Source organism: Synechococcus sp. EJ6-Ellesmere, from assembly GCF_024345875.1.
GTDB classification, from domain to species: Bacteria; Cyanobacteriota; Cyanobacteriia; order PCC-6307; family Cyanobiaceae; genus Regnicoccus_A; species Regnicoccus_A antarcticus.
Window position 1 is genome coordinate 1 of sequence record NZ_JAGQBY010000044.1, and the last position, 19,319, is coordinate 19,319.

At 67.9% G+C, this 19,319-nt stretch carries 22 protein-coding genes; 15 read left to right on the forward strand and 7 right to left on the reverse strand.

The genetic code is table 11. The features are described 5' to 3' along the window. Positions 1 to 266: class II fructose-bisphosphate aldolase (locus KBY78_RS06530; protein ID WP_255142914.1), on the forward strand; the 266-nt coding region annotated here is incomplete at its 5' end. A 105-nt stretch (positions 267 to 371) separates the two neighbouring features. On the opposite strand, the gene KBY78_RS06535 is transcribed toward KBY78_RS06530, so the two are convergent. Then, positions 372 to 3,221: a UPF0182 family protein gene (locus tag KBY78_RS06535; RefSeq protein WP_255142915.1), complete on the reverse strand. Its 2,850-nt coding sequence runs from the start codon at positions 3,219 to 3,221 to the stop codon at positions 372 to 374. Between the two features lie 152 nt (positions 3,222 to 3,373). Between KBY78_RS06535 and thrC the strand changes: the two genes are divergently transcribed. The 3 genes from thrC to KBY78_RS06550 all read left to right on the forward strand — a co-directional run bounded on the left by thrC (position 3,374) and on the right by KBY78_RS06550 (position 6,088). Further along, a complete protein-coding gene (thrC, locus tag KBY78_RS06540) occupies positions 3,374 to 4,660 on the forward strand; it encodes a threonine synthase (RefSeq protein ID WP_255142916.1) in 1,287 nt (428 codons plus the stop codon). 62 nt (positions 4,661 to 4,722) lie between these two features. Then, positions 4,723 to 4,998 (forward strand): MoaD/ThiS family protein, encoded by a 276-nt coding sequence (locus KBY78_RS06545; RefSeq protein ID WP_094556518.1) that lies wholly within the window; start codon positions 4,723 to 4,725, stop codon positions 4,996 to 4,998. A gap of 109 nt (positions 4,999 to 5,107) precedes the next feature. Further along, positions 5,108 to 6,088 (forward strand): cupin, encoded by a 981-nt coding sequence (locus tag KBY78_RS06550; protein WP_255142917.1) that lies wholly within the window; start codon positions 5,108 to 5,110, stop codon positions 6,086 to 6,088. Between the two features lie 32 nt (positions 6,089 to 6,120). Here KBY78_RS06550 and ftsH read toward each other — a convergent pair whose 3' ends face one another. After that, positions 6,121 to 7,932, reverse strand: coding sequence for an ATP-dependent zinc metalloprotease FtsH (gene ftsH, locus KBY78_RS06555; RefSeq protein WP_255142925.1), 1,812 nt, complete (start codon positions 7,930 to 7,932; stop codon positions 6,121 to 6,123). A 204-nt stretch (positions 7,933 to 8,136) separates the two neighbouring features. Between ftsH and rpmF the strand changes: the two genes are divergently transcribed. After that, on the forward strand, positions 8,137 to 8,316 hold the full coding sequence (rpmF, locus tag KBY78_RS06560) for a 50S ribosomal protein L32 (RefSeq protein ID WP_006170637.1): 180 nt from the start codon (positions 8,137 to 8,139) through the stop codon (positions 8,314 to 8,316). 42 nt (positions 8,317 to 8,358) lie between these two features. On the opposite strand, the gene KBY78_RS06565 is transcribed toward rpmF, so the two are convergent. From KBY78_RS06565 to KBY78_RS06580, 4 genes are read right to left on the reverse strand one after another with little or no spacing between them, the layout of a single operon-like run. Then, complete coding sequence (locus tag KBY78_RS06565; RefSeq protein WP_255142918.1) at positions 8,359 to 8,511, reverse strand: hypothetical protein; 153 nt, start codon at positions 8,509 to 8,511, stop codon at positions 8,359 to 8,361. Between the two features lie 9 nt (positions 8,512 to 8,520). Beyond that, a complete protein-coding gene (locus KBY78_RS06570; protein ID WP_255142919.1) occupies positions 8,521 to 9,360 on the reverse strand; it encodes a phosphoribulokinase in 840 nt (279 codons plus the stop codon). Further along, entirely contained in the window at positions 9,357 to 9,701 is a 345-nt protein-coding gene (locus tag KBY78_RS06575; protein ID WP_006170635.1) for a DUF565 domain-containing protein, read from the reverse strand. Before KBY78_RS06575 ends, KBY78_RS06570 begins: the two co-directional genes overlap by 4 nt. Then, complete coding sequence (locus KBY78_RS06580) at positions 9,698 to 10,474, reverse strand: HAD-IA family hydrolase (RefSeq protein ID WP_255142920.1); 777 nt, start codon at positions 10,472 to 10,474, stop codon at positions 9,698 to 9,700. Before KBY78_RS06580 ends, KBY78_RS06575 begins: the two co-directional genes overlap by 4 nt. Before the next feature lie 22 nt (positions 10,475 to 10,496). On the opposite strand from KBY78_RS06580, the gene recJ reads away from it, so the two are divergent. Continuing rightward, entirely contained in the window at positions 10,497 to 12,425 is a 1,929-nt protein-coding gene (recJ, locus tag KBY78_RS06585; protein ID WP_255142921.1) for a single-stranded-DNA-specific exonuclease RecJ, read from the forward strand. A 6-nt stretch (positions 12,426 to 12,431) separates the two neighbouring features. Here recJ and psb30 read toward each other — a convergent pair whose 3' ends face one another. Next, positions 12,432 to 12,539 (reverse strand): photosystem II reaction center protein Ycf12/Psb30, encoded by a 108-nt coding sequence (psb30, locus tag KBY78_RS06590; protein WP_006170631.1) that lies wholly within the window; start codon positions 12,537 to 12,539, stop codon positions 12,432 to 12,434. Positions 12,540 to 12,655: 116 nt separating this feature from the next. Here psb30 and KBY78_RS06595 point away from each other — a divergent pair, with 116 nt between their 5' ends. From KBY78_RS06595 to KBY78_RS06635, 9 genes are all read left to right on the forward strand, one after another. Continuing rightward, the gene (locus KBY78_RS06595; RefSeq protein ID WP_006170628.1) at positions 12,656 to 13,060 is read left to right on the forward strand and encodes a YkgJ family cysteine cluster protein; all 405 of its coding nucleotides are present in this window, start codon (positions 12,656 to 12,658) and stop codon (positions 13,058 to 13,060) included. Further along, positions 13,057 to 13,485 (forward strand): TMEM165/GDT1 family protein, encoded by a 429-nt coding sequence (locus KBY78_RS06600; RefSeq protein ID WP_006170626.1) that lies wholly within the window; start codon positions 13,057 to 13,059, stop codon positions 13,483 to 13,485. The genes KBY78_RS06595 and KBY78_RS06600 overlap by 4 nt, the downstream gene beginning before the upstream one ends. 16 nt (positions 13,486 to 13,501) lie before the next feature. Beyond that, complete coding sequence (locus KBY78_RS06605) at positions 13,502 to 13,786, forward strand: TMEM165/GDT1 family protein (protein WP_006170625.1); 285 nt, start codon at positions 13,502 to 13,504, stop codon at positions 13,784 to 13,786. A 96-nt stretch (positions 13,787 to 13,882) separates the two neighbouring features. Then, positions 13,883 to 16,141, forward strand: a complete 2,259-nt coding sequence (locus tag KBY78_RS06610) for a ribonuclease R family protein (RefSeq protein ID WP_255142922.1) — start codon at positions 13,883 to 13,885, stop codon at positions 16,139 to 16,141. Between the two features lie 4 nt (positions 16,142 to 16,145). Continuing rightward, the gene (locus KBY78_RS06615; RefSeq protein WP_255142923.1) at positions 16,146 to 16,769 is read left to right on the forward strand and encodes a flavin prenyltransferase UbiX; all 624 of its coding nucleotides are present in this window, start codon (positions 16,146 to 16,148) and stop codon (positions 16,767 to 16,769) included. A 39-nt stretch (positions 16,770 to 16,808) separates the two neighbouring features. After that, positions 16,809 to 17,309, forward strand: a complete 501-nt coding sequence (locus KBY78_RS06620; protein WP_006170620.1) for a hypothetical protein — start codon at positions 16,809 to 16,811, stop codon at positions 17,307 to 17,309. 77 nt (positions 17,310 to 17,386) lie between these two features. After that, the gene (locus tag KBY78_RS06625; RefSeq protein ID WP_037980213.1) at positions 17,387 to 17,797 is read left to right on the forward strand and encodes a DUF2996 domain-containing protein; all 411 of its coding nucleotides are present in this window, start codon (positions 17,387 to 17,389) and stop codon (positions 17,795 to 17,797) included. Between the two features lie 72 nt (positions 17,798 to 17,869). Further along, positions 17,870 to 18,961, forward strand: coding sequence for a magnesium-protoporphyrin IX monomethyl ester (oxidative) cyclase (gene acsF / locus KBY78_RS06630; RefSeq protein WP_255142924.1), 1,092 nt, complete (start codon positions 17,870 to 17,872; stop codon positions 18,959 to 18,961). Positions 18,962 to 19,085: 124 nt separating this feature from the next. Continuing rightward, the coding region (locus tag KBY78_RS06635; RefSeq protein WP_399215449.1) for a PmbA/TldA family metallopeptidase at positions 19,086 to 19,319 on the forward strand (234 nt) is incomplete at its 3' end.

The following is a 19,319-nucleotide window of genomic DNA, read 5'->3' on the forward strand; positions in this document are numbered from 1 at the left end:
GGGTGCGCAAGGTGAACATCGACACCGACAACCGTCTGGCCTTCACCGCCGCCGTTCGTGAGGCGGCCTTCAAGGATCCCGCCAACTTCGACCCCCGCCACTTCAACAAGCCGGCACGGGCCTACATGAAGAAGGTGTGCCTCGACCGCTACCAGCAGTTCTGGTGCGCCGGCCAGGCCAGCAAGATCAAGCAGCAGAACATCAACTACTACGCCGCCCTCTACGCCAAGGGCAGCCTCGATCCCAAGACCGCCGTCGCCGTCTGAGGCCTGAGGTTCACTTCTTTGCTGAACATCTGAACAGCGTTCGCTGATCAACCAAGGGCCCGAAAGGACCCTTTTTTTATGGCTTGCAATCCCTGTGACCAGCGCTCAGGGAATGGGCTCGAGGGCAGAGAGGGGCAAAGCCGGGGGGGCCGTTTCGGCTGACGTGGCCATCAGCGAGTCAAGCGCCTTGGCAAGATCGGGCTCCATCGCGAAGCGGCGGCCATCGGTGACCATCACCCGCACCAGCGTGGGCAGGTCGTTGTTCTTCGACTGCAGATAGATCGGCTCCACATAGAGCAGTCCCTTGCCCACCGGCAGCACCAGCAGGTTGCCGCGCACCAGCTGGGATCCCGTGCGGTTCCACAGTCCGAACTGGAAACTGATGGTGGGGTCCTGCTCGATCAGCGCCGAGATCTGCTGCGGACCCAGCAACAACCGCTGCTGGGGAAAGCGCACCAGCACCAGTTCGCCGTAGTGGGGTGGATCGTTGCGAACGGCCAGCCAGCCCACCAGGTTGGTTCGCCGCACCGGCGAGAAGGGCAGCAGCAGCACGAACTCGGGCCGCTGCTGGCGGGGAAGCTGCAGCGTGGCGTGATAAGGCTCCACGGGAATGTTGCTGGATCCGTAGATCTCCAGCGGCACCGCCCAGACGTCGTCGCCGTTGTAGAAGGTGCGCACATCGGTGACGTGATAGCGCAACAGCCGCTCCGACTGAATCGTGAATTGGGTGAGCGGCACGCGGATATGGCTCAACAGAGCCTGGGGCATGGCCTCAAGCGGCTTGAACAGCTCGGGAAATGCCCGCTGCCAGGTGCGCAGGATCGGGTCGGAAGGGTCGTTCACATAAAGCCAGAGCCGGCCATCGTGGGCGTCCACCACCGCCTTGACCGGATTGCGGAAGTAGCGAATGCCGCTGGGATTGGCATCGCTGTAGGGATAACTGCGGCTGGTGGTGAACCCATCGAGCATCCAGTACTGGTGCTGCTCAGCGCGGAAGCCCGGCTCGTTCTCGACCCTGGCGGTGACCAGGTAAGGCTCGGTTTCGAAATGCAGGAAGGGGGCCAGGGCCTCCAGCCGCTGGTTCACCTGACGGCGAATCAGCAGCCGCGACTCGGGGGTGAAGGATCCCGTCAGCAGCACCCTGGGCTCCCGCAGATAAACGGCCGCCTTGAATCGCTGCCAGGAGTTGTTCAGCAGGATTCCCCTCTCCCCGTCGTAATGGGTGTAGACGTTGAGCTCCCCGTCAGGGAAGTCGAACTCCTGAACCTTGGTGGGCGCAATCACGTAGGGCGCAGGCGCCGAGGCGTAGTAGAGGCGGGGGCGGCCCACCGGCAGGGCCGCTCGAGCCGCCTCATCGCTGATGCCGAGCTTCGGGATGCCCTGGACGCGGCCGCTGCTGCCCAGGTCTTTGACAAAGAACTGGGGCAGGCCATCGCTGCCGAAGCTGTTCACCGGCGAGACGGTGAAGCCGTAGCCATGGGTGAAGACCAGGTGGCGGTTCAGCCAGGTGCGCGACCCGGCAGGAAGCGCGGCGCTGTCGAGTTCCCGGGCCGCAATCAGCACCTGCTGAGAGCCGTTGCGCAGGGGATCGCCCAGAAGGGGATAGCGGTCGACCGCCGCCGAAGGGAAGGTGTAGTAGAGCCGAAGTTGCTGAAGCTGGCGGTTGGCGGCCAGCAGCGGCTTGCTGTCCCAGAGCCGGATGTTGGCCAGGGTGCCCTGCGACCCCGCCAGGTCGGCCGACGTGACCTTCTGCTGGGGCTCAAGGATCTGTTCATAGAGCCCCTCCAGCCCGAAAGCGCGGCGGGTGGCCTGGATGCTTCGCTGCAGGTAAGGGGCTTCCACCTCCAGCTCCCGCGGTTGGACCCAGAAGCGCTGCACCTGGGGCGCCACCAGGAATTCGGCCACCGGCACCAGCAACAGGGTCCCCAGCAAGGGCAGCAGCACCGCCTGGCGCAACCACTGGCGGCGCACCGAGAGCAGCAGACCGGCAGCCGAGAGCAGCATCAACGCCGCCAGCAGCAGGCGCAGAGGCAGACGCACATGCAGGTCGACGAAGCCGGCGCCGGAGGCGACGCCGCTGCCCTCCACCATCAGATCGAATGGAGCGAGAGCGCTGCTGAAAGCCATCACCAGTGCCAGCACGGCAATCTGGGGCTTGAGTGCGGCCTGTTGATCGCGGCTGAGCCCCACGAAGCGCAGATCACTGAAGCTGCTGCCTTCGGTGAAGGTGAGCCAGAGGCAGGCGGCCAGGCCAACGGTGGTCTGGGCGATCAGCACACTCAGCAGCAGATGAAGCGCGGGCAGGCGCAGAACCGTGAAACTGAGATCGAGATGGGTGAGGGGATCCCCCTCCCCGAACCGCACCGCCAGCAGGGCCGGCAACCACAGGCTCCAGCCCCTTGCCAGGGCGGTGGCTGATCCGGCCAGGGCAGCCACCAGCACCAGCCTCAGGGTCGGCAGCGGCTTCACCAGCAGCGGCAGCAGCAGTCCGGCGGCCATGGCGAGCAGCAGCGGCAGCGGCAGCTCGGCCAGCACCGGAAAGCCACTGAAGATCTCACCGCTGAAGGGGGCGCTGATCAGCCCCCGGGCCTGGACGATCAGGTAAGTGAGTCCGGCGGCCAGGAGCAGCTCCAGGCCCACCAGCACCAGCACCAGGGGCAGGGGCTCCAGCCGCAGCATCGCCTGGCGCGGCATCACCTTGGTGGCACTGGCGCTGCGCAGTCGCCAACAACGCTGCAGCTGCTGCATCTGCAGGGAAACCCCCAGCCCCATCACCAGCAGGAACGCCCCGATCTGCAGCCACCAGCGGCGCCACAGCACCGATTCGAAGCCGAACTGGGCGAACCAGTCGAGCTCAAGGCCCAGCCGGGAGATCAGCACCAGCGCCAGCGGGGGGAGCGCCAGCACAGCCAGGGCCGCAGGCAGCGACAGCAGGCGCGGAAAACGGGAGGCCACGGAGTGAGGTTAGGCAGCGGCGGGCAACAACGCCTGCGCCGCTCTTCAGCAGGGTTGGGGCGGTCCGGGCCAAATACCCGACCCAGCAGATCGGCTCTAACGGAGCCTTCCTGCCGGCGCTGTTAGCTTGGGCCCACAGCTGTTGTCGGGCCTTGACCGCCACCCTCTCCCGCACCACCTTCACGGGCCTGCGCTGCAAGGAATGCGGCCACCCCTATGAGGCCGGTGCCCGCCACGTCTGCGAGGACGTCTGCTTCGGCCCGCTGGAGGTCGTCTACGACTACGACGAGATCCGGCGTCGCGTCAGCCGGGCCTCGATCGAGGCCGGCCCCACCTCGATCTGGCGCTACCGCGAGTTTCTGCCGATCGAGGGTGATCCCATCGATGTGGGCACGGGATTCACCCCCCTGCTCAAGGCCAACCGGCTGGCTCGCCGCCTGGGCCTCAAGAACCTCTACATCAAGAACGACGGCGTCAACATGCCCACCCTGTCCTTCAAGGACCGGGTGGTGTCGGTGGCGCTCACCCGCGCCCGCGAACTGGGCTTCACCACGGTGAGCTGCGCCTCCACCGGCAACCTGGCCAACTCCACCGCAGCCATCGCCGCCCACGCCGGCATGGAGTGCTGCGTGTTCATCCCCAGTGATCTGGAGATGGGCAAGGTGCTGGGCACCCTCATCTACAACCCCACTCTGATGGCGGTGAAGGGCAACTACGACCAGGTGAACCGCCTCTGCTCCGAGGTGGCCAACACCTACGGCTGGGGCTTCGTGAACATCAACCTGCGCCCTTACTACTCCGAGGGCTCCAAGACCCTCGGCTATGAGGTGATCGAGCAACTGGGTTGGCAACTGCCGGATCACATCGTGGCGCCCCTGGCTTCCGGCTCCCTGTTCACCAAGATCCGCAAGGGCTTCGACGAATTCATCAAGGTGGGCCTCGTCGACGAGAAGCCGGTGCGCTTCAGCGGCGCCCAGGCCGAAGGCTGCAGCCCGATCGCCCAGGCCTTTGCCGAAGGCCGCGACTTCATCACCCCGGTGAAGCCCAACACGATCGCCAAGTCGATCGCCATCGGCAACCCGGCCGACGGCCCCTACGCCATCGACCTCGCCAACCGCACCAACGGCACGATCGCCGCAGTGAGCGACGCTGAAATCATCGACGGCATCAAGCTGCTGGCTGAAACCGAGGGCGTGTTCACCGAAACCGCCGGCGGCACCACGATCGCGGTGCTCAAGAAGCTGGTGGAGCAGGGCAAGATCGACCCCAGCGAAACCACCGTGGCCTACATCACCGGCAACGGCCTGAAAACCACCGAAGCCGTGGCCTCGTCCGTGGGCGAACCGCACACAATCGAGCCCCAGCTCGCCAGCTTCAATGCCGCCTGGGAGCGGGCCCAGTCGCTGCACCGCGCCAGCTGGGAGCCGATCGGCGTCTGAGGCAGCCGATCCATCTCCCCACCACCATCCTTTCGTGGCGGCTGCCGCCGCCTTCCACCGTCATGGCGATTCAGGTTCTGATCCCCACCCCCCTGCAGAAGTTCACCGCGGATCAATCCAGCGTCGAGCTCGAGGCCACCAGCGTCGACGGGCTGCTTGAGGCCCTCGAAGGCCGTTTCCCCGGCATCCTCGCCAGGCTCACCGATGAGAGCGGCAAGCTGCGGCGCTTCCTGAACGTCTACGTGAACAGCGAGGACATCCGCTTCCTCGACAACCAGGCCACGGCCCTCGCCGACGGCGATGAGGTCAGCATCGTGCCCGCCGTCGCCGGTGGCTGATCAGGCTCCGCTCACAACGGCGCCCCGCCCCCGCACAGGTGTGCCCGCAATCACCCAACGGGGTGGTGCTCGTCCATAGGCTCAGCGCACGTTCCGTGCGGCTGGATTCATGACCCAAGCTCCCGAAGCCCCGGTGGCCCTGCGGCCTGATGAGAGCGCCGCCCTGTCGATGGCTCCGGCCGGCAAGGCCCTGCTCTTCGACTACCGCCAGGCGGCCAACCCGGTGCGGCGTGGTCTGACCGAGCCGATTCCGGAGGGGCACTGGGGACCTGAGCTGCACGCCAGCGGCCCCAGCGCCATCCTTCCCCTCGATCTCAGCCACGAGCTGGGTTGCCGGGGTCCGGCCACCAGCCCGGCCCTGAGCGCCAACTTCATCCGCATCCTGGCCGGTGAGTCGATCAGCGCCGGGGCCAACGCCACCAGCTTCCTGTTTTATGTCTGGCGTGGTGCCGGCCGTTGCCGGCGGCCGGCGGGCGTCCTCGGCGCTGCGGTCGATCAGGAGTGGAGCCAGGGGGATCTGTTTGTGTTGCCCTGCGGCGAGGCGGCCCAACTGGAAGCCCGTGAAGAGAGCGTTCTCTACTGGGTCCACGACGCCCCTCTGCTCAGCCACCTGGGGGTGAGCGCCGATCAGCCCCGCTTCGAGGCCACCCATTACCCGGGCGAATGGCTGCGGCGGGAGCTGGCTGCCCTGGCGGCGGAACCCAGCAGCGCGCGCAGCAACCGGCTCAGCCTGCTGCTGGCCAACAGCGACCTTCCCTCCAGCCGCACCGTGACCCACACCCTCTGGGCCATGTACGGACTGGTGCCGGCCGGGGCCGTTCAGCCCCCCCATCGCCACCAGTCGGTGGCCCTGGATCTGGTGATCGCCTGCGCTCCGGGCTGCGCCACCCTCTCGGGGCCCGAGCTCAATCCCGACGGCACGATCCGCAACCCCCTGCGGATGGAATGGGAGCCTGGTGCCGCCTTCGTGACCCCGCCGGGCCACTGGCACGGCCACGTGAACGAGAGCGGCGAGGACGCCCTGCTGCTGCCGATCCAGGATGCCGCCCTGCACACCTATCTGCGCAGCCTCGACATCCGCTTCACCTGATCAACCCTCTGGCCGGGATCCGGCTCTGTGTCTCAGGCGTGCCCAGGCACCGGCACGGCCGCAGGGGGACCGGACTCGGCGGGGAGAGCCCCGGTGGCCTCGAAACGATCGACGATGACCCGGAATTCATCTCCCCCGAGGGTTTCCTGCTCGATCAGCCGGTCGACCAGCTCATCCATGAGGGCACGCCTGGGGCGCAGGAGGCCCAGCGCCTGATCCAGGGCATGTTGTGAGAGCTGACGCACCTGAAGGTCGATCTGACGGCCGGTGGATTCGGCGTAGCTGGGTCGGGTGTGGAGCAGATCACGGCCGAGGAACACCTCATGGCCATCCCCCTCAAGAGCCACCTGACCAAGGGGAGAGAAGCCATAGCGGGTGACCATCTCGCGGCTGATGCGGGTGGCCATCTGCAGATCACCGGAGGCGCCCTGGGTGATCTCGCTGGGACCGAAGACCACCAGCTCGGCGGCGCGGCCGCCCATGACCACCACCAGCCGGGCCTCCAGGTAGGCCTTGCTGATCAGTCCCGAATCGAGGATCTCCTCATCGGGCATGGTGCGGGCGAAGCCCCCGACACCGCCGGAGCGGGGCAGCAGGGTCACCTTGTCGAGCTTGTCGGCATGGGGCACCAGACAGCTGAGCAGGGCGTGGCCGATTTCGTGATAGGCGATGAGGCGCTTCTTGGCGCTGTCCTGGAGAGGGGCCACCGCCAGGCCCATGGTGATGCGTTCCAGGGCGTCGCTGAGCGCCTGGTCGTCGATGCTGCTGCGATGACGGCGGGCGGTGAGGATGGCCCCCTCATTGAGCAGGTTGGCCAGATCGGCGCCGGAAAATCCTGGGGTGCGCGCGGCCCAGGTGCTCAGCGACACTGAGGGATCGAGGGGGCGGCTGCGGGCGTGCACTGCCAGGATCGCTTCGCGGCCACGGCGGTCAGGCAGGTCCACCTGGATCTGGCGGTCGAAACGCCCTGGCCGGGTGAGGGCCACATCGAGCACATCCGGGCGGTTGGTGGCCGCGATCAGGATCACACCCGAGTTCTGCTCGAAGCCATCCATCTCCGTGAGCAGCTGGTTGAGGGTCTGCTCCCGCTCATCGTTGCCGCCACCGATTCCGGCGCCGCGCTGGCGCCCCACCGCATCCACCTCGTCGATGAAAATGATGCAGGGAGCTTTCTCCTTGGCCCGCTTGAACAGATCGCGCACCCGGCTGGCGCCCACCCCCACGAACAGCTCCACGAACTCCGAGGCCGCCATCGAGAAGAAGGGAACTCCAGCCTCGCCGGCGATCGCCTTGGCCAACAGGGTCTTGCCAGTGCCGGGCGGTCCCACCAGCAGCACCCCCCGGGGGATCTTGGCGCCTAGGGCCGTGAAGCGCTCCGGTTGCCGCAGGAAGCTCACCACTTCCTGCAGTTCAGCCTTGGCCTCATTGATGCCGGCCACGTCCTCGAAGCGGACACTGACCGAACCCTCCGGCTGCAGGCGGGGCTGGCTGCGGCCGAAACCCATCGCTTTGCTGGCCACCTGGGAGGAGCGGCGCAGCAGCAGTGTGAGCCCACCCAACAGCAGCACCACCAGCAGCACGTTCACCAACAGCCCGGCGGTGGCGTCGTCCTGGCGGTCATCACGCACCGTGAGCGGTACGCGGCTCTGCTCGGCCGTGCGCAGCAGCAGCGAATCATTGGCGAAGACGGGCACCCGGATGCTGCGGCCGTCCTTGAACTGAACCTGCACCTCCCGCTGCCGGGGGGAGAGTTCCAGCTCCTTGATCGTGCCCCCCTCGATCAGTTTCAGCAGCTCGCTGTAGGAGGGCGGTGGTTCGGACTGGCCCACAAGGCGGCCTATCAACCCCCCTTCCCGGGGCGGGCTGGACGGCGGGGTGGTGGCCTCCGGCTGGGCCGGTGCCGCGGCCAGGAGAGCACTGACACCCTCCGGCCAAAGAGGGAGCACCGGACGCGGGCTGCTCACAGGGTTCTGCTTCTGGGGCGAGCTTAGCGATTTGACGAAAGGCCTCACGACAGCGGAAGATCGTTGTTTGGCTGATCGGGCGGGATGGCTGTTCCCAAGAAGAAAACCTCCAAAGGCAAGCGCAATCAGCGCCATGCCCACTGGAAGGCGAAGGCAACCGTGGCCGCCCGCAAGGCGATGTCGCTTGGTAAGGCCGTGTTGAGTGGTCGTGCGCAAGGCTTCGTGTATCCGATCGACGAATCCGCCGACGACACCGAGAGCTGAGCTACGCTCAATTCAGCCCTCAACCGACTCCTTTGTGCGTGATCACGATGCGTCGTCCGCCGACCCGCTCCAGATGCAGCGGCGCTGGCCATCGAGCTTGATCAAGGCGGTGGCGGCCGAAGATCCTGGCACTGTTCTCTCCAGCCCAACCTGATAGAGCTCAGGGGGCAGCGAGGCAAGGGTGGCCCGGACCATGGCCGCCACCTATGAAGCCTGGAGTCCCTGACCAGAGGATCGGCGCTGGCGTGCTTCGGCCTGGAGGCGCCAGCGCAATGGCAGGCTCCAGCGGCTGGGCCGGAGCAACCAGAGCCCATCGAGCTGATTCCAGAGCGGCTGGTAAGCCTGCAACTCCTGGTCCCAGCGGGGCAGCCAGGCCAGTTCCGCAGCACTCAGCGAGTTGTTCCACTCGTTCAAGGGCTTGGCCATCGCCATGGAAAGGGCGCTCACCCCCAGGGCCCGGCAGCCCACCAGCCAGCCCTCCAGCACGAGCACGTCAACGGCTTCGAAGCGGCGCCAGCCGGCCCGATCCCCCTGAGCGGCGCGCAGACGTTTGTCGAAACGGGGCAGCTGCAGCGGCTCCCCCGAGCGCCAGCGCCGCAGGCACTCCAGCAGCAAGGGCACGTCGTGGCTGCCGGGCGGAACGCGACTCACCCCGAAAGGATTGCCCGCCAGCCGCTGCAGCCTCTGCTCAAAGGGGAGGTAGGCGTCATCGATCGAGACCACCGCCAGGCGCAGGCCGAGGCTGGGGGCCAGCCGCTCCAGCTCCCGGCCAAGGGTGGTCTTGCCTGCGCCCACCGGCCCGTTCAGCCCAATCAGCAGCGGATACCGCAAGCCAGCTCCGCCGTTGCCAGACCAGGAGTAACAGCTGCTGAGCAGGGGCAGGATGAGGCCCCAGAGCAGGCTGGGATGGGGCGGCCCCTGCCAGGCCCCGAGCCGCTGACGCCACTCCTCCGCCCAGGCGAGGGGATCGCTGACGCCGCAGCGGACCAGCAGCCGGCGGTGGGGCTCCGGCGGGAAGCACCAGGGCCAGGGAGGGCCGCTCACGAGCCGAGCTTGAACCCTTCCAGCACCACGGCGTAGACCACCCCGATGCGCAGGTTGTCGCAGAGCACCCAGCCCAGGGAAGGTTCACCCCGCACCCAGTGGCTGCGCAGACGAGCCACCAGCTCCACCAGCACCACCAGCAGCAACACCATCAACGGGCGTGGCCCCACCTGATAGAGCACGAAGGAGGTGACGTTGTTGCCGGCAAACAGGCCGAGCAGCAGGGCGAGCAGGGCCAGACTGCGGTGGCGCCAATTGCCGCGCCATCCGGAGAGAGCCGTGCGGCCGCTGCTCTCCAGTGCCTGCTGCAGGCGGGTGGATTGCACGGGCAAGGGGCTCATGGCACTGGTGGCAACTGCTCCAGGTAGGAGAGCGTGATCAGGCCGCCGGCACAAGCGGGCCCTCGCAGCACCCTGATCGGCGCCGTGGGCTCCCCCAGGCCATCCGTCAGGCTGGAGGCGGCACGGAACAGCGAGGCCGAGTCCTGGCTGGAGGCGGTACTGAGGGTCACCAGGCAGCGCAGACCGGCTGCGGTGGCCGCCGCCAGGCCCGCCTGGGAATCCTCCAGGGCCACAGCCTGGCCGGGGTCCAGCCCCAGGCGCTGAAGGGCCAGCACGTAAGCCTCGGGATCGGGCTTCTTGGCGCCCACATCGTCTGCACTGATGCGCAGCGGCAGCAACCGGCTCTGGTCCCTGAGCTGATTCTCCAGCAGGGCGGCCACCGCCTCACGACCGCTTGTCGTCACGATCGCCTGCTGAAGACCGGCCGCCGCCGCCGCCTTGATCAGGCGCCGCACGCCCGGGCGCAGCTGAACCTCACCAGCCACCACCAGCTCGCGGTAGTGGGCCTGCTTGGCTTGGTGCAAGGCGTCCAGCAGCGAGGCCTCAGGCTCCCCTCCCTGCTGGCGCTGAAGGAACCAGCGCAGCCGCTCACGCCCGCCGCTGATCGCCAGCAGCTCGATGTAGGTGGAGCGGTCCCACTGCCAGGGCAGGCCCTGCTGCGCAAAGGCCCGGTTGAAGGCGATCCGGTGGCCGTCGAGTTCGGTCTCGGCCAGCGTGCCATCCACGTCCCAGAGCAGGGCGCGCAGGGAACCCTTGACGTCACGGGCTTGCATCGGCTGAGGCTAGGAGCTGAGGGTGAGCCGATCAGAATGGGTCCACACTCCCGAGGTTCCTCTGCCCTTCACACCGCCCGAGCAGCGCTGGCAACTGCCCGTCCCCCTGCAGCCCAGTCAGGACGAGGACCTGGCCAGGGAGATGGCGGCCCTGGGCCTGCCACCGGAATTGCTGGCGGTGTTGCGCCGGCGGGGCTACGACAGCCCCGAGGCGATCAGGGAGCTGCTGGAGCCCCCGCCCGCCCCCGACCCCCGGCTGCACTTCGCCGACCTGGCCGTGGCGGTGCAGCGGCTCATGCGGGCCTGCGCCGAGGCGGAGGCAGTGGCGATCTGCGGCGACTACGACGCCGATGGCATGACCAGCACGGCCCTGCTGGTAGGGGTGCTGGAGCGGCTGGGGGCCCGGCCGCAGGCCGCCATCCCCAGCCGCCAGGACGAGGGCTACGGCCTCAATGCCGGCATGGTCGAACGCCTCTGGGGCGAAGGGGTACGCCTGCTGGTCACGGTCGACAACGGCATCGCCGCCCGGGAGGCCCTTGATCGGGCCCGCGATCTGGGGGTGGAGGTGATCCTCACCGACCACCACACGCTCCCCGCCGAGCACCCGCCCTATCTGGCCCTGCTCCATCCGGCCTGCACCCCCGAGGGTTCCCCCTACCGGGGCCTGGCGGGGGTCGGGCTGGCCTATCTGCTGGCGATGGTGCTGGCCACGGAGCTGGGTCGCGCCGATGCCACCGCCATGGCCCTGGATCTGTTCTGCATCGGCACGGTGGCCGACATGGCCCCCCTTCTGGGGGTGAACCGGCGCTGGCTGCAGGATGGACTCAGGCGATTGCATGCGTCGTCCCTGCCTGGCCTGCAGGCGCTGCAGAGGCTGGCGGGTCTGGGGGAGGAACCCCTCGATGCCACAGCGGTGGCCTTCAAACTGGCGCCGCGCATCAATGCCGTGGGGAGACTGGGGGATCCTGCCCTGGTGGTGGATCTGCTCACCACCAGCGACCACGACCGAGCCATGGCCCTGGCCCAGGACTGCGAGGCCCTCAACCGTCAGCGGCGGGAGCTCTGTGAGGCGATCGAGGCGGAGGCGGTGGCCCTGGTCGAAGCCGATGGCCCCGAGCCCAGCCCTTTTGTGCTGCTCGCCCAGACCCATTGGCATCACGGAGTGATCGGCATCGTGGCCGCCAGACTGGTGGAACGTTATGGCTTGCCTGTGGCCCTGCTCGCCGGGGAGGGGGGCGGCAGGCTGCGGGCGTCGGTGCGGGCACCCAGAGGCTTTGCGGTCGATCAGGCCCTGAGCCACTGCGGCGCCCTGCTGGAGCGCCATGGCGGCCATCCCGCCGCCGGTGGCTTCAGCGTGAAAGCAGAGCGGCTGGCCGATCTGCATGAGCAGCTCAACAGGCTGGCGGCCAGCTGGCTGGGCGACCGGGGCAGCGGCTCGCCGGTGGAGCCGGAGGCCTGTCTGGCCCTGCACCGCATCGGCCGTGGCTTCTGGCGCGACCTGCAGCGGCTGGAGCCCCTCGGGGCGGGGCTACCGGCGCCGGTGTTCTGGAGCAACGCCTGCCGGGTGATCAGTCAGCGGCTGCTGCGCGGCGGCCACCTTCAGCTGGAGCTGGAGCAGCAGGGCAGCCGTCTGCGGGCGATCGCCTGGCGCTGGCAGGGGGAAGGCACCGTGCCGGAGCTCGTGGATGTCGCCTACCGCCTGCGCAGCGACAGCTGGCAGGGGGAGGAGCGCCTGCAATTGGAGCTGGTGGGGGTGCGCGGCAGTGGCGGCGGGGATGTGCTGCTGAAAAGGCGCCAGCGCTCCTACTGGTGCCGGCGCCAAGGGAATGGTGTGCTGATTCGCAATCAAGAAGGCCGGGAGCTCCATGTGGAGCTCCCGGCGCTTGATCAGCCGGCCTACCTGCGCGCACTCATCGACGAGGCAGCCCTGGCTCTTGGGATTCAGGCCTGAGCCCGATCAGAGAGCGCCGCGCTTGTAGAAGAGGATGAAGATCACGGCAGGGCCCGCCAGGGTGATCAGGGCCAGCGCCAGGAAGTTGGCGATCAGATGGAAATCGATTCCCATGGATGCGGCGCTCGGATAAAGACAGTCCGGGATTCAGCGTACGGGTCGCCGAGACCTCAGCCAACACCGCCCCCATGCCACTGTGACGCCTTGTCACAGCGGTGGGAGCTGATCGGATGGGCGCAGGACCCCACTGGAGCTGCATCAGCGGCTGCGGCGCCTGCTGCCGTCTGGACCCGGAACAACGGGGCGAAGCCCTCGACGCCCTCAGTGAGGAGCAGCGCCAGCTCTACCTCTCGATGGTGGGGGCGGACGGTTGGTGCCGCCACTTCAACACGGGCTCGAGAACCTGCCGCATCTACGCCGATCGGCCCGGGTTCTGCCGGGTGGGAGCCCTCGCCCAGCTGTTCGCCGTACCGCCCGAGCAGGGAGAAGCCTTCGCGATCGCCTGCTGCCGGCAGCAGATCCGCGAGGAATATGGAGGGCGCTCGCTCGTGATGCGTCGCTTCGAGCGCTCCACCCGTCAGCCTGGCGGCCAACCTGCGCCCCCAGCACCCAGCGAGCACCAGAACCAGCCATGAGCGACCTCGTCGATCCGGATCTCAGCGCTGGCCAGGAGGCCAGCGCCATCACTGAAGCCAGCTTGAGCCCTGAGGCCAGTGCCAGCTCCGAGCCAGAAACCCCGGAGTCGTCGGATTTTGTGGCGGTGGCCGCCACCACCTTCACCACGGTGTTTCTTGCCGAGCTGGGCGACAAGACCCAGCTGGCCGCTCTGCTGCTCTCCGCTGAATCCGGACGGCCCGGCGTGGTGTTCGCCGGGGCTGCTCTGGCCCTGATCTGCTCCAGCCTGGTGGGCGTGCTGCTGGGGCGCTGGCTGGCGGCGGTGCTGCCGGCCCAGCGCCTGGAGCGGATCTCCGGCGTCCTGATGGTGTCCCTCGGCCTCTGGCTGGGGGGACAGGCCAGCCTCGGCCTGCTCCAGCCCGTCCTCGACTTCCCCAACCCCTGAGCCCCCTGGCGCAGCCATGCAGCTCCCACTTCTGGCCTCAACCTTCCTGACCGTGTTCGTGGCCGAGCTCGGCGACAAGACCCAGCTCACGATCGTGACCATCAGCGGCACCTCCAGCAACACCCTGGCGGTGTTTCTGGGCAGTGCTGGCGCCCTCGTGCTCGCCAGCCTGCTGGGGGCCCTGGCAGGCGGTTCGCTCTCCAGCCTGATTCCCACCGATGCCCTGCAGCTGGCGGCCTCCCTGGGCTTCCTGGTGATCGGCCTGAGGCTGATCCTGCGTTCCGGTACCGACGCTCCGTAAAGTTGTTGTCGGAGACATCGATGCCCCGGGGCTTCGCTGCACGCCCTGTCGGCATCATGCCGCGCGCCTCACCTCCAACTCCGCCTTGACGTTTCGATGAAGTTCACGGTCGCCCACCTGCTCGAGCAGCTCCCCGCCGCCGACGCCCTGCCGGTGGCCAAGCTGGAGAAAGCGCTCGGCCTGAGCCTCAACCCGGATAAATCTCAGCTGCGCATCGCCCTGGAGGGCCTGAGCCGGCTGGGGGTGCTGGTGGAAACAGAGGACGGCATCCAGCGGCGCCAGGACGACACCCTGATCGAGGCGCGTCTGCGCTGCTCCAGCAAGGGCTTCTGCTTCGCCTTGCGCGAGGACGGCGGTGAGGACATCTATATCCGCGATCACCAGCTCAACCACGCCTGGAACGGTGACCGGGTGCTGGTGAAGATCACCCGGGAGGGGGGCCGCCGCCGCTCTCCGGAGGGTGGCGTTCAGTGCATCCTCGAGCGGGCCACCACCCACCTGCTCGCCCAGGTGGAGCAGCAGGACGACCGTCTCCTGGCCGTGCCCCTCGACGACCGGCTGCTGACCTCGGTGGAGCTGCCGGGTTCCGATGCCAGTTACCTGGACCCCGAGAAGCAGTCGGTGGTGGAAGTGCTGCTCGACCGCTATCCGGTGGCACAGTTCCCGCCCCTGGGGCACGTAGAGCGGCGCCTGCCGATCAACGGTGGCGAAGAGGCCGATCTGGATCTGCTGCTCACCAAGCATGGTCTGCGCCAGCGGCCGGCGGCGCCCCGCTCCAGCCTGAAGGCCCCCGGCGAGAAGGACCGCACCGACCTGACGGCCCTGCCGACCCTGGTGCTGAGTGGCTGGAGTGGCGCCGACGCCCCGATCCTGCCTGCCATCTCCCTGGAGGACGGCGAAGAGGGCCTGCGCCTGTGGATCCACGTGCCGGCGCTGGCGGAACGCTTCACCCCCGGCGGCAGCCTCGATCTCTGGCTGCGGGAGCAGGGGGAGTCGATCTGCCTGGGCCGCCGCTGGCTGCCCCTGCTCAGCCCGGCGTTGAGCAAGGCCGCTGCCTTCAGGCCCGGTGAAACTCAGGCCGCCGTCTCAGTGGGGCTGCGCTGCAACGAGCAGGGGGAGCTGAGCGACTACCGCTTTGCCCTCACCAGCATCAAGGTGGATGCCGTTGTCGATGGCAGCGCCCTGCAAGCCCTGGCAGACCGCAAGCCCAAGGCCCGCACCGTCCCGGCGGCGCTCAAGCCGATCAAGGATCAGCTGCCCCAGCTGGAGCGGCTGCTGGAGATCACGACCCTGCTGCGCCAGCACCGTCTGGAGAGCGGCTCCCTGGAGCTGGATCTGCCCCGCCCCAGCCTCGACTCCCTCGGCGACCTCTGCGTCCCCGCTCCTGAGGAGCGCCGCCAGGGCTGGATGGTGCAGCTGCCCGAGCACCAGCCCACGGCCCTGCTGCGGGAACTGCTGATCCTCGCGAACCGTGCCCTCGGCGCCCATCTCTGCGCCCTGGGGCTGCCGGCAATTTTTGCGGTCAACCCGCCGGCCGATGGCACCGAGATCAACGAGGTGGCCAAGGCGGCCCTCGGCCTCGACATCCCGGTGGAGCTCAGCGACGACGGCAACGCCCCCGCCCCGCGCGACCTGGCAGCCACGTTTGCGGCCACCGATCGCAGCCGCGTGCTGCAGCGCCAGCTGAGTGAGGTGATCCCCCCGATCCAGCTGAGCACCAGCGCCGAGGGCCATCTGCTGGCCGCTGAACCTGCGGCTTACGCCCCCTGGTGCCTGCCCTCCCTGCACTACGCCGACCTCTGGAATCAGCAGCTGCTGGTGCTGCTGCTCACCGAGGGCAAGGACCGCCCCAGCGTTCGCCACAAGACCCGGGTCGACCTCGCGAGCGCCAGCTGCCACGGCACGATCGACTGGCCTCTGCTCACCCCCACCCAGCTCGCCGAACTGAATCAGGGGCGCAGCGATTCGATGCTGCAGCGGCTGAGCGGTCGGGCCCGCTTCGCCGCCGAGGTGGAGGCCGACCTGCTGGCCATGGCCCAGGCCCGCGCGGCGGAACCCCTGGTGGGTCAGACCCTCAGCGGTGTGATCAGCGGCGTGCAGAGCTACGGCTTCTTCGTGGAGATTCCCCCCTCCCAGGTGGAGGGTCTGGTGCACGTCAGTTCCCTCAAGGACGACTGGTACGAATACCGCTCCCGCCAGAACCGCCTGGTGGGCCGCAAGAACCGCCGCACCTACATGCTCGGCGACCAGGTGGACGTGCAGATCCAGAACGTCGATGCCCTGCGCCATCAGATCGATCTGGCCGTGCTGCTGCCGGAGGGCGACGAGGAGAGCGGCGAAGACGGGGAGGACTGAGCGGATGGATCCGGTGGTCCTGGCGGTCACGGGTGCCTCCGCCATGCCGCTGGCGGAGCGGGGTCTGCAGTTGTTGCTGGAGGCCGGCGAGACGGTGGAGCTGGTGGCCAGCCGCGGGGCCATCGGGGTCTGGCTGGCGGAGCAGGGGGTGCGCATTCCCTCTGAACCGGATCTGCAGGCCTGCTTCTGGCGGGAGCGCACGGGCGTGACAACGGGCCAGTTGCGCTGTCACCGCTGGAACGATCAGGCGGCGGCAATCGCCAGTGGCAGCTTTCGGACCCGCGGCATGGTGATCCTGCCGGCGAGCATGGGAACGGTGGGCCGGATCGCCAGTGGCGTGGCCCTCGATCTGGTGGAGCGGGTGGCCGATGTGCACCTCAAGGAGGGACGGCCGCTGGTGATCGCCCCCCGGGAAATGCCCTGGAGCCTGGTTCACCTGCGCAACCTCACGACCCTGGCCGAGGCGGGTGCGCGCATCGCCCCACCGATTCCCGCCTGGTATCACCGCCCCACCAGCCTGGAGGACATGATCGACTTTCTGGTGATCCGGGGGTTCGATGGCCTGGGCTACGACCTCGGCTCCCTGCGCCGCTGGGATGGCCCGGTGGCCGCCGCGGCCAGCCTCTGAGCCCCGCCCGCCGGTCTGACTCCCGGACTGATCCCCTCCGTGCTGCAACGCCTCCTGCTCCTGCCTCTGCTGGCCCCGCTGCTGGCCGTGCTGCTGGTGGCGGCCCTGAACCCCACCCCCGCCAGCCGCCTGCGGCTGCTGATCTGGACCTCCCCAGCCCTGCCGATCGGGGTCTGGCTGGCCCTGGCGGCCAGCGGCGGAGCCGCCCTCAGCGCCGGCCTCACGGCCTTGGCCCTGCAGCAACCGGGCGATCAGCCCCTGCGGCGGCGATCGGTTCAGCCATCCGGCGGCGGCGACCGGCGCGAGCCAGAGCCCTGGGATGACAGGCCCCAAGCAAGTGCCAGACCTGCACCACAGCAACCGCCCGGGGGATACGCAGGACCCGAGCGCGCGCCCCAGGAGCCACCACCCACCCTCTCGGTGCCCTTCCGGATCCTGCGCACAGGCAGCGGCGGAGCGCCGGCCTCAGCCACCGCAACGGCCAGCCCCGGCAACGGCGACGCCGAGGGCTGGGACACACCCCCCAGCGACGACTGGTGAAGCCGGAGCCCCTCGACAGTCGCGCGGCCGGAGATGCCTAGGATTGGTGGCAGTGTTTCGAGCTGAGGCTCCAGCCCGTGAGCGACTCCGCCAGCCCCGCGCCGAATCCCGTCAAGGTCAAGCCACCGGCTCCGGAAGACAAGCCCTTCGCCGAGTTCATCCCTCAGCTGTTCCTGCCTGCCCTGCTCAAGGAAATCGAGGCCTTCGGCGGAGCAACCCCGCAGCTGAGCTTCGAGCAGGGGGCGATGCCGGTGGTGGGGAGCCCCTGCTGGCTGGTGATGGGGAGCTTCCCCGGTGACCGGCGCTTCTGGCTCTGTTTCACCGAGGCGAGCATCAGCTCCGCCAAGACCATCGCGCTGGCTGAGGCGGGCAGCGAACCCAGCCTGCTGGAGTCGTTCCTGATCGATGAGAAGAAGACGACCCTGGCCCTGCTGATCTCGAGGGTGGTGTCACGGCTCAACAGCCAGAAGTGGCTGGGCCCCAACTGAGCGCTTCACATCCAGGCCGGATGCGCGGAAAGCCCACCTACGATGGGCGGAACACTCCACCGTTCTGCTCGCATGGTGCCTCCCGTCGCTGCGCCCACCGCCACCCGTGGCACCAACGCCGCTGAGGCCAAGGCCTTCAAGGAGCCGGTCAAGGACACGATCCTCACCCCGCGCTTCTACACCACGGATTTCGAGGCGATGGCCGCCATGGATCTGCGGCCCAACGAGCAGGAGCTCGAAGCGATCTGCGAGGAGTTCCGCACGGATTACAACCGCCACCACTTCGTGCGCAAAGAGGAGTTCGAGGGCGCCGCCGACAAGCTCGATCCCGAGACCCGCAAGGTGTTTGTGGAGTTCCTGGAGCAGAGCTGCACCTCCGAGTTCTCCGGATTTCTGCTCTACAAGGAACTGAGCCGCCGGATCAAGGAGAAGAATCCGCTGCTGGCCGAGTGCTTTGCCCACATGGCCCGCGATGAAGCCCGCCATGCCGGCTTCCTGAACAAGGCGATGGGTGATTTCGGCCTGCAACTGGATCTGGGCTTCCTCACCGCCAACAAGGCTTACACCTTCTTCAAGCCGAAGTTCATCTTCTACGCGACCTATCTCTCCGAGAAGATCGGCTACTGGCGTTACATCGCCATCTACCGCCACCTGGAGAAGCACCCGGAGAGCAAGATCTTCCCGATCTTCAACTTCTTCGAGAACTGGTGCCAGGACGAGAACCGCCACGGCGACTTCTTTGATGCCCTGATGAAGGCCCAGCCCGATACCGTCCGCGGTCTGCAATCCAGGCTGTGGTGCCGTTTCTTCCTGCTGGCGGTGTTCGCCACCATGTACGTGCGTGATGTGGCCCGCAAGGAGTTCTACGAGGCGCTCGGCCTCGATGCCCGCGAGTACGACAAGATGGTGATCGCCAAGACCAACGAAACTTCGGCCAGGGTGTTCCCCGTGGTGCTCAATGTGGAGCATCCCAAGTTCTACTCACGCCTGGAGCGGATCGTCACCAACAACGCCGCCCTCAGTGAGGCTGACGCCAAAGGCGGCCCAGCCCTGGTCAGGGCCCTGCGCAAGGTCCCCCACTGGATGGCCAATGGCCTGGAGATGGCCAAGCTGTTCCTGATGGCACCGATCCGCAGTGAGGAGTTCCAGCCCGCCGTGCGTTGAGGCTTGGCCTGGTTAGCCTGACAGTCCTCTCTGAACCGTCTTGCTCGCCACTCCCACCCCTTCATTCACGGATACCCTCACGGGCGAGAGCCTCGATCAACGCTGGCGGGATCGGCTCGAAACAGTGCTGTCAGCGGGTACCTCCGCCGGCGCCAGCCTGGTGGAGGTGTTTCTTGAGAGCACCGACCACATCGGTCTGCTGGCGGAGCAGGAGAGGATCACCAACGTCAGTCCGGCCTTCGGTCGTGGGGCTGGCCTGCGGGTATTCCTGGGGGAGCGTGATGGCTTCGTGTCCACCAACGACCTGAGTGAGGCTGGCTTGCCAGAGGCCCTGGATCAGGCCCTGGGAATGCTGGGC

Coding starts and splice junctions, on each gene's coding strand:
- KBY78_RS06545 (WP_094556518.1), top strand. CDS start 4,723: ATGGCGATTCAGGTTCTGATCCCCACCCCCCTGCAGAAGTTCACCGCG.
- rpmF (WP_006170637.1), top strand. CDS start 8,137: ATGGCTGTTCCCAAGAAGAAAACCTCCAAAGGCAAGCGCAATCAGCGC.
- KBY78_RS06600 (WP_006170626.1), top strand. CDS start 13,057: ATGAGCGACCTCGTCGATCCGGATCTCAGCGCTGGCCAGGAGGCCAGC.
- KBY78_RS06565 (WP_255142918.1), bottom strand. CDS start 8,511: ATGGTCCGGGCCACCCTTGCCTCGCTGCCCCCTGAGCTCTATCAGGTT.
- KBY78_RS06580 (WP_255142920.1), bottom strand. CDS start 10,474: ATGCAAGCCCGTGACGTCAAGGGTTCCCTGCGCGCCCTGCTCTGGGAC.
- KBY78_RS06615 (WP_255142923.1), top strand. CDS start 16,146: ATGGATCCGGTGGTCCTGGCGGTCACGGGTGCCTCCGCCATGCCGCTG.
- KBY78_RS06595 (WP_006170628.1), top strand. CDS start 12,656: ATGGGCGCAGGACCCCACTGGAGCTGCATCAGCGGCTGCGGCGCCTGC.
- KBY78_RS06605 (WP_006170625.1), top strand. CDS start 13,502: ATGCAGCTCCCACTTCTGGCCTCAACCTTCCTGACCGTGTTCGTGGCC.
- KBY78_RS06550 (WP_255142917.1), top strand. CDS start 5,108: ATGACCCAAGCTCCCGAAGCCCCGGTGGCCCTGCGGCCTGATGAGAGC.
- KBY78_RS06575 (WP_006170635.1), bottom strand. CDS start 9,701: ATGAGCCCCTTGCCCGTGCAATCCACCCGCCTGCAGCAGGCACTGGAG.
- KBY78_RS06610 (WP_255142922.1), top strand. CDS start 13,883: ATGAAGTTCACGGTCGCCCACCTGCTCGAGCAGCTCCCCGCCGCCGAC.
- acsF (WP_255142924.1), top strand. CDS start 17,870: ATGGTGCCTCCCGTCGCTGCGCCCACCGCCACCCGTGGCACCAACGCC.
- psb30 (WP_006170631.1), bottom strand. CDS start 12,539: ATGGGAATCGATTTCCATCTGATCGCCAACTTCCTGGCGCTGGCCCTG.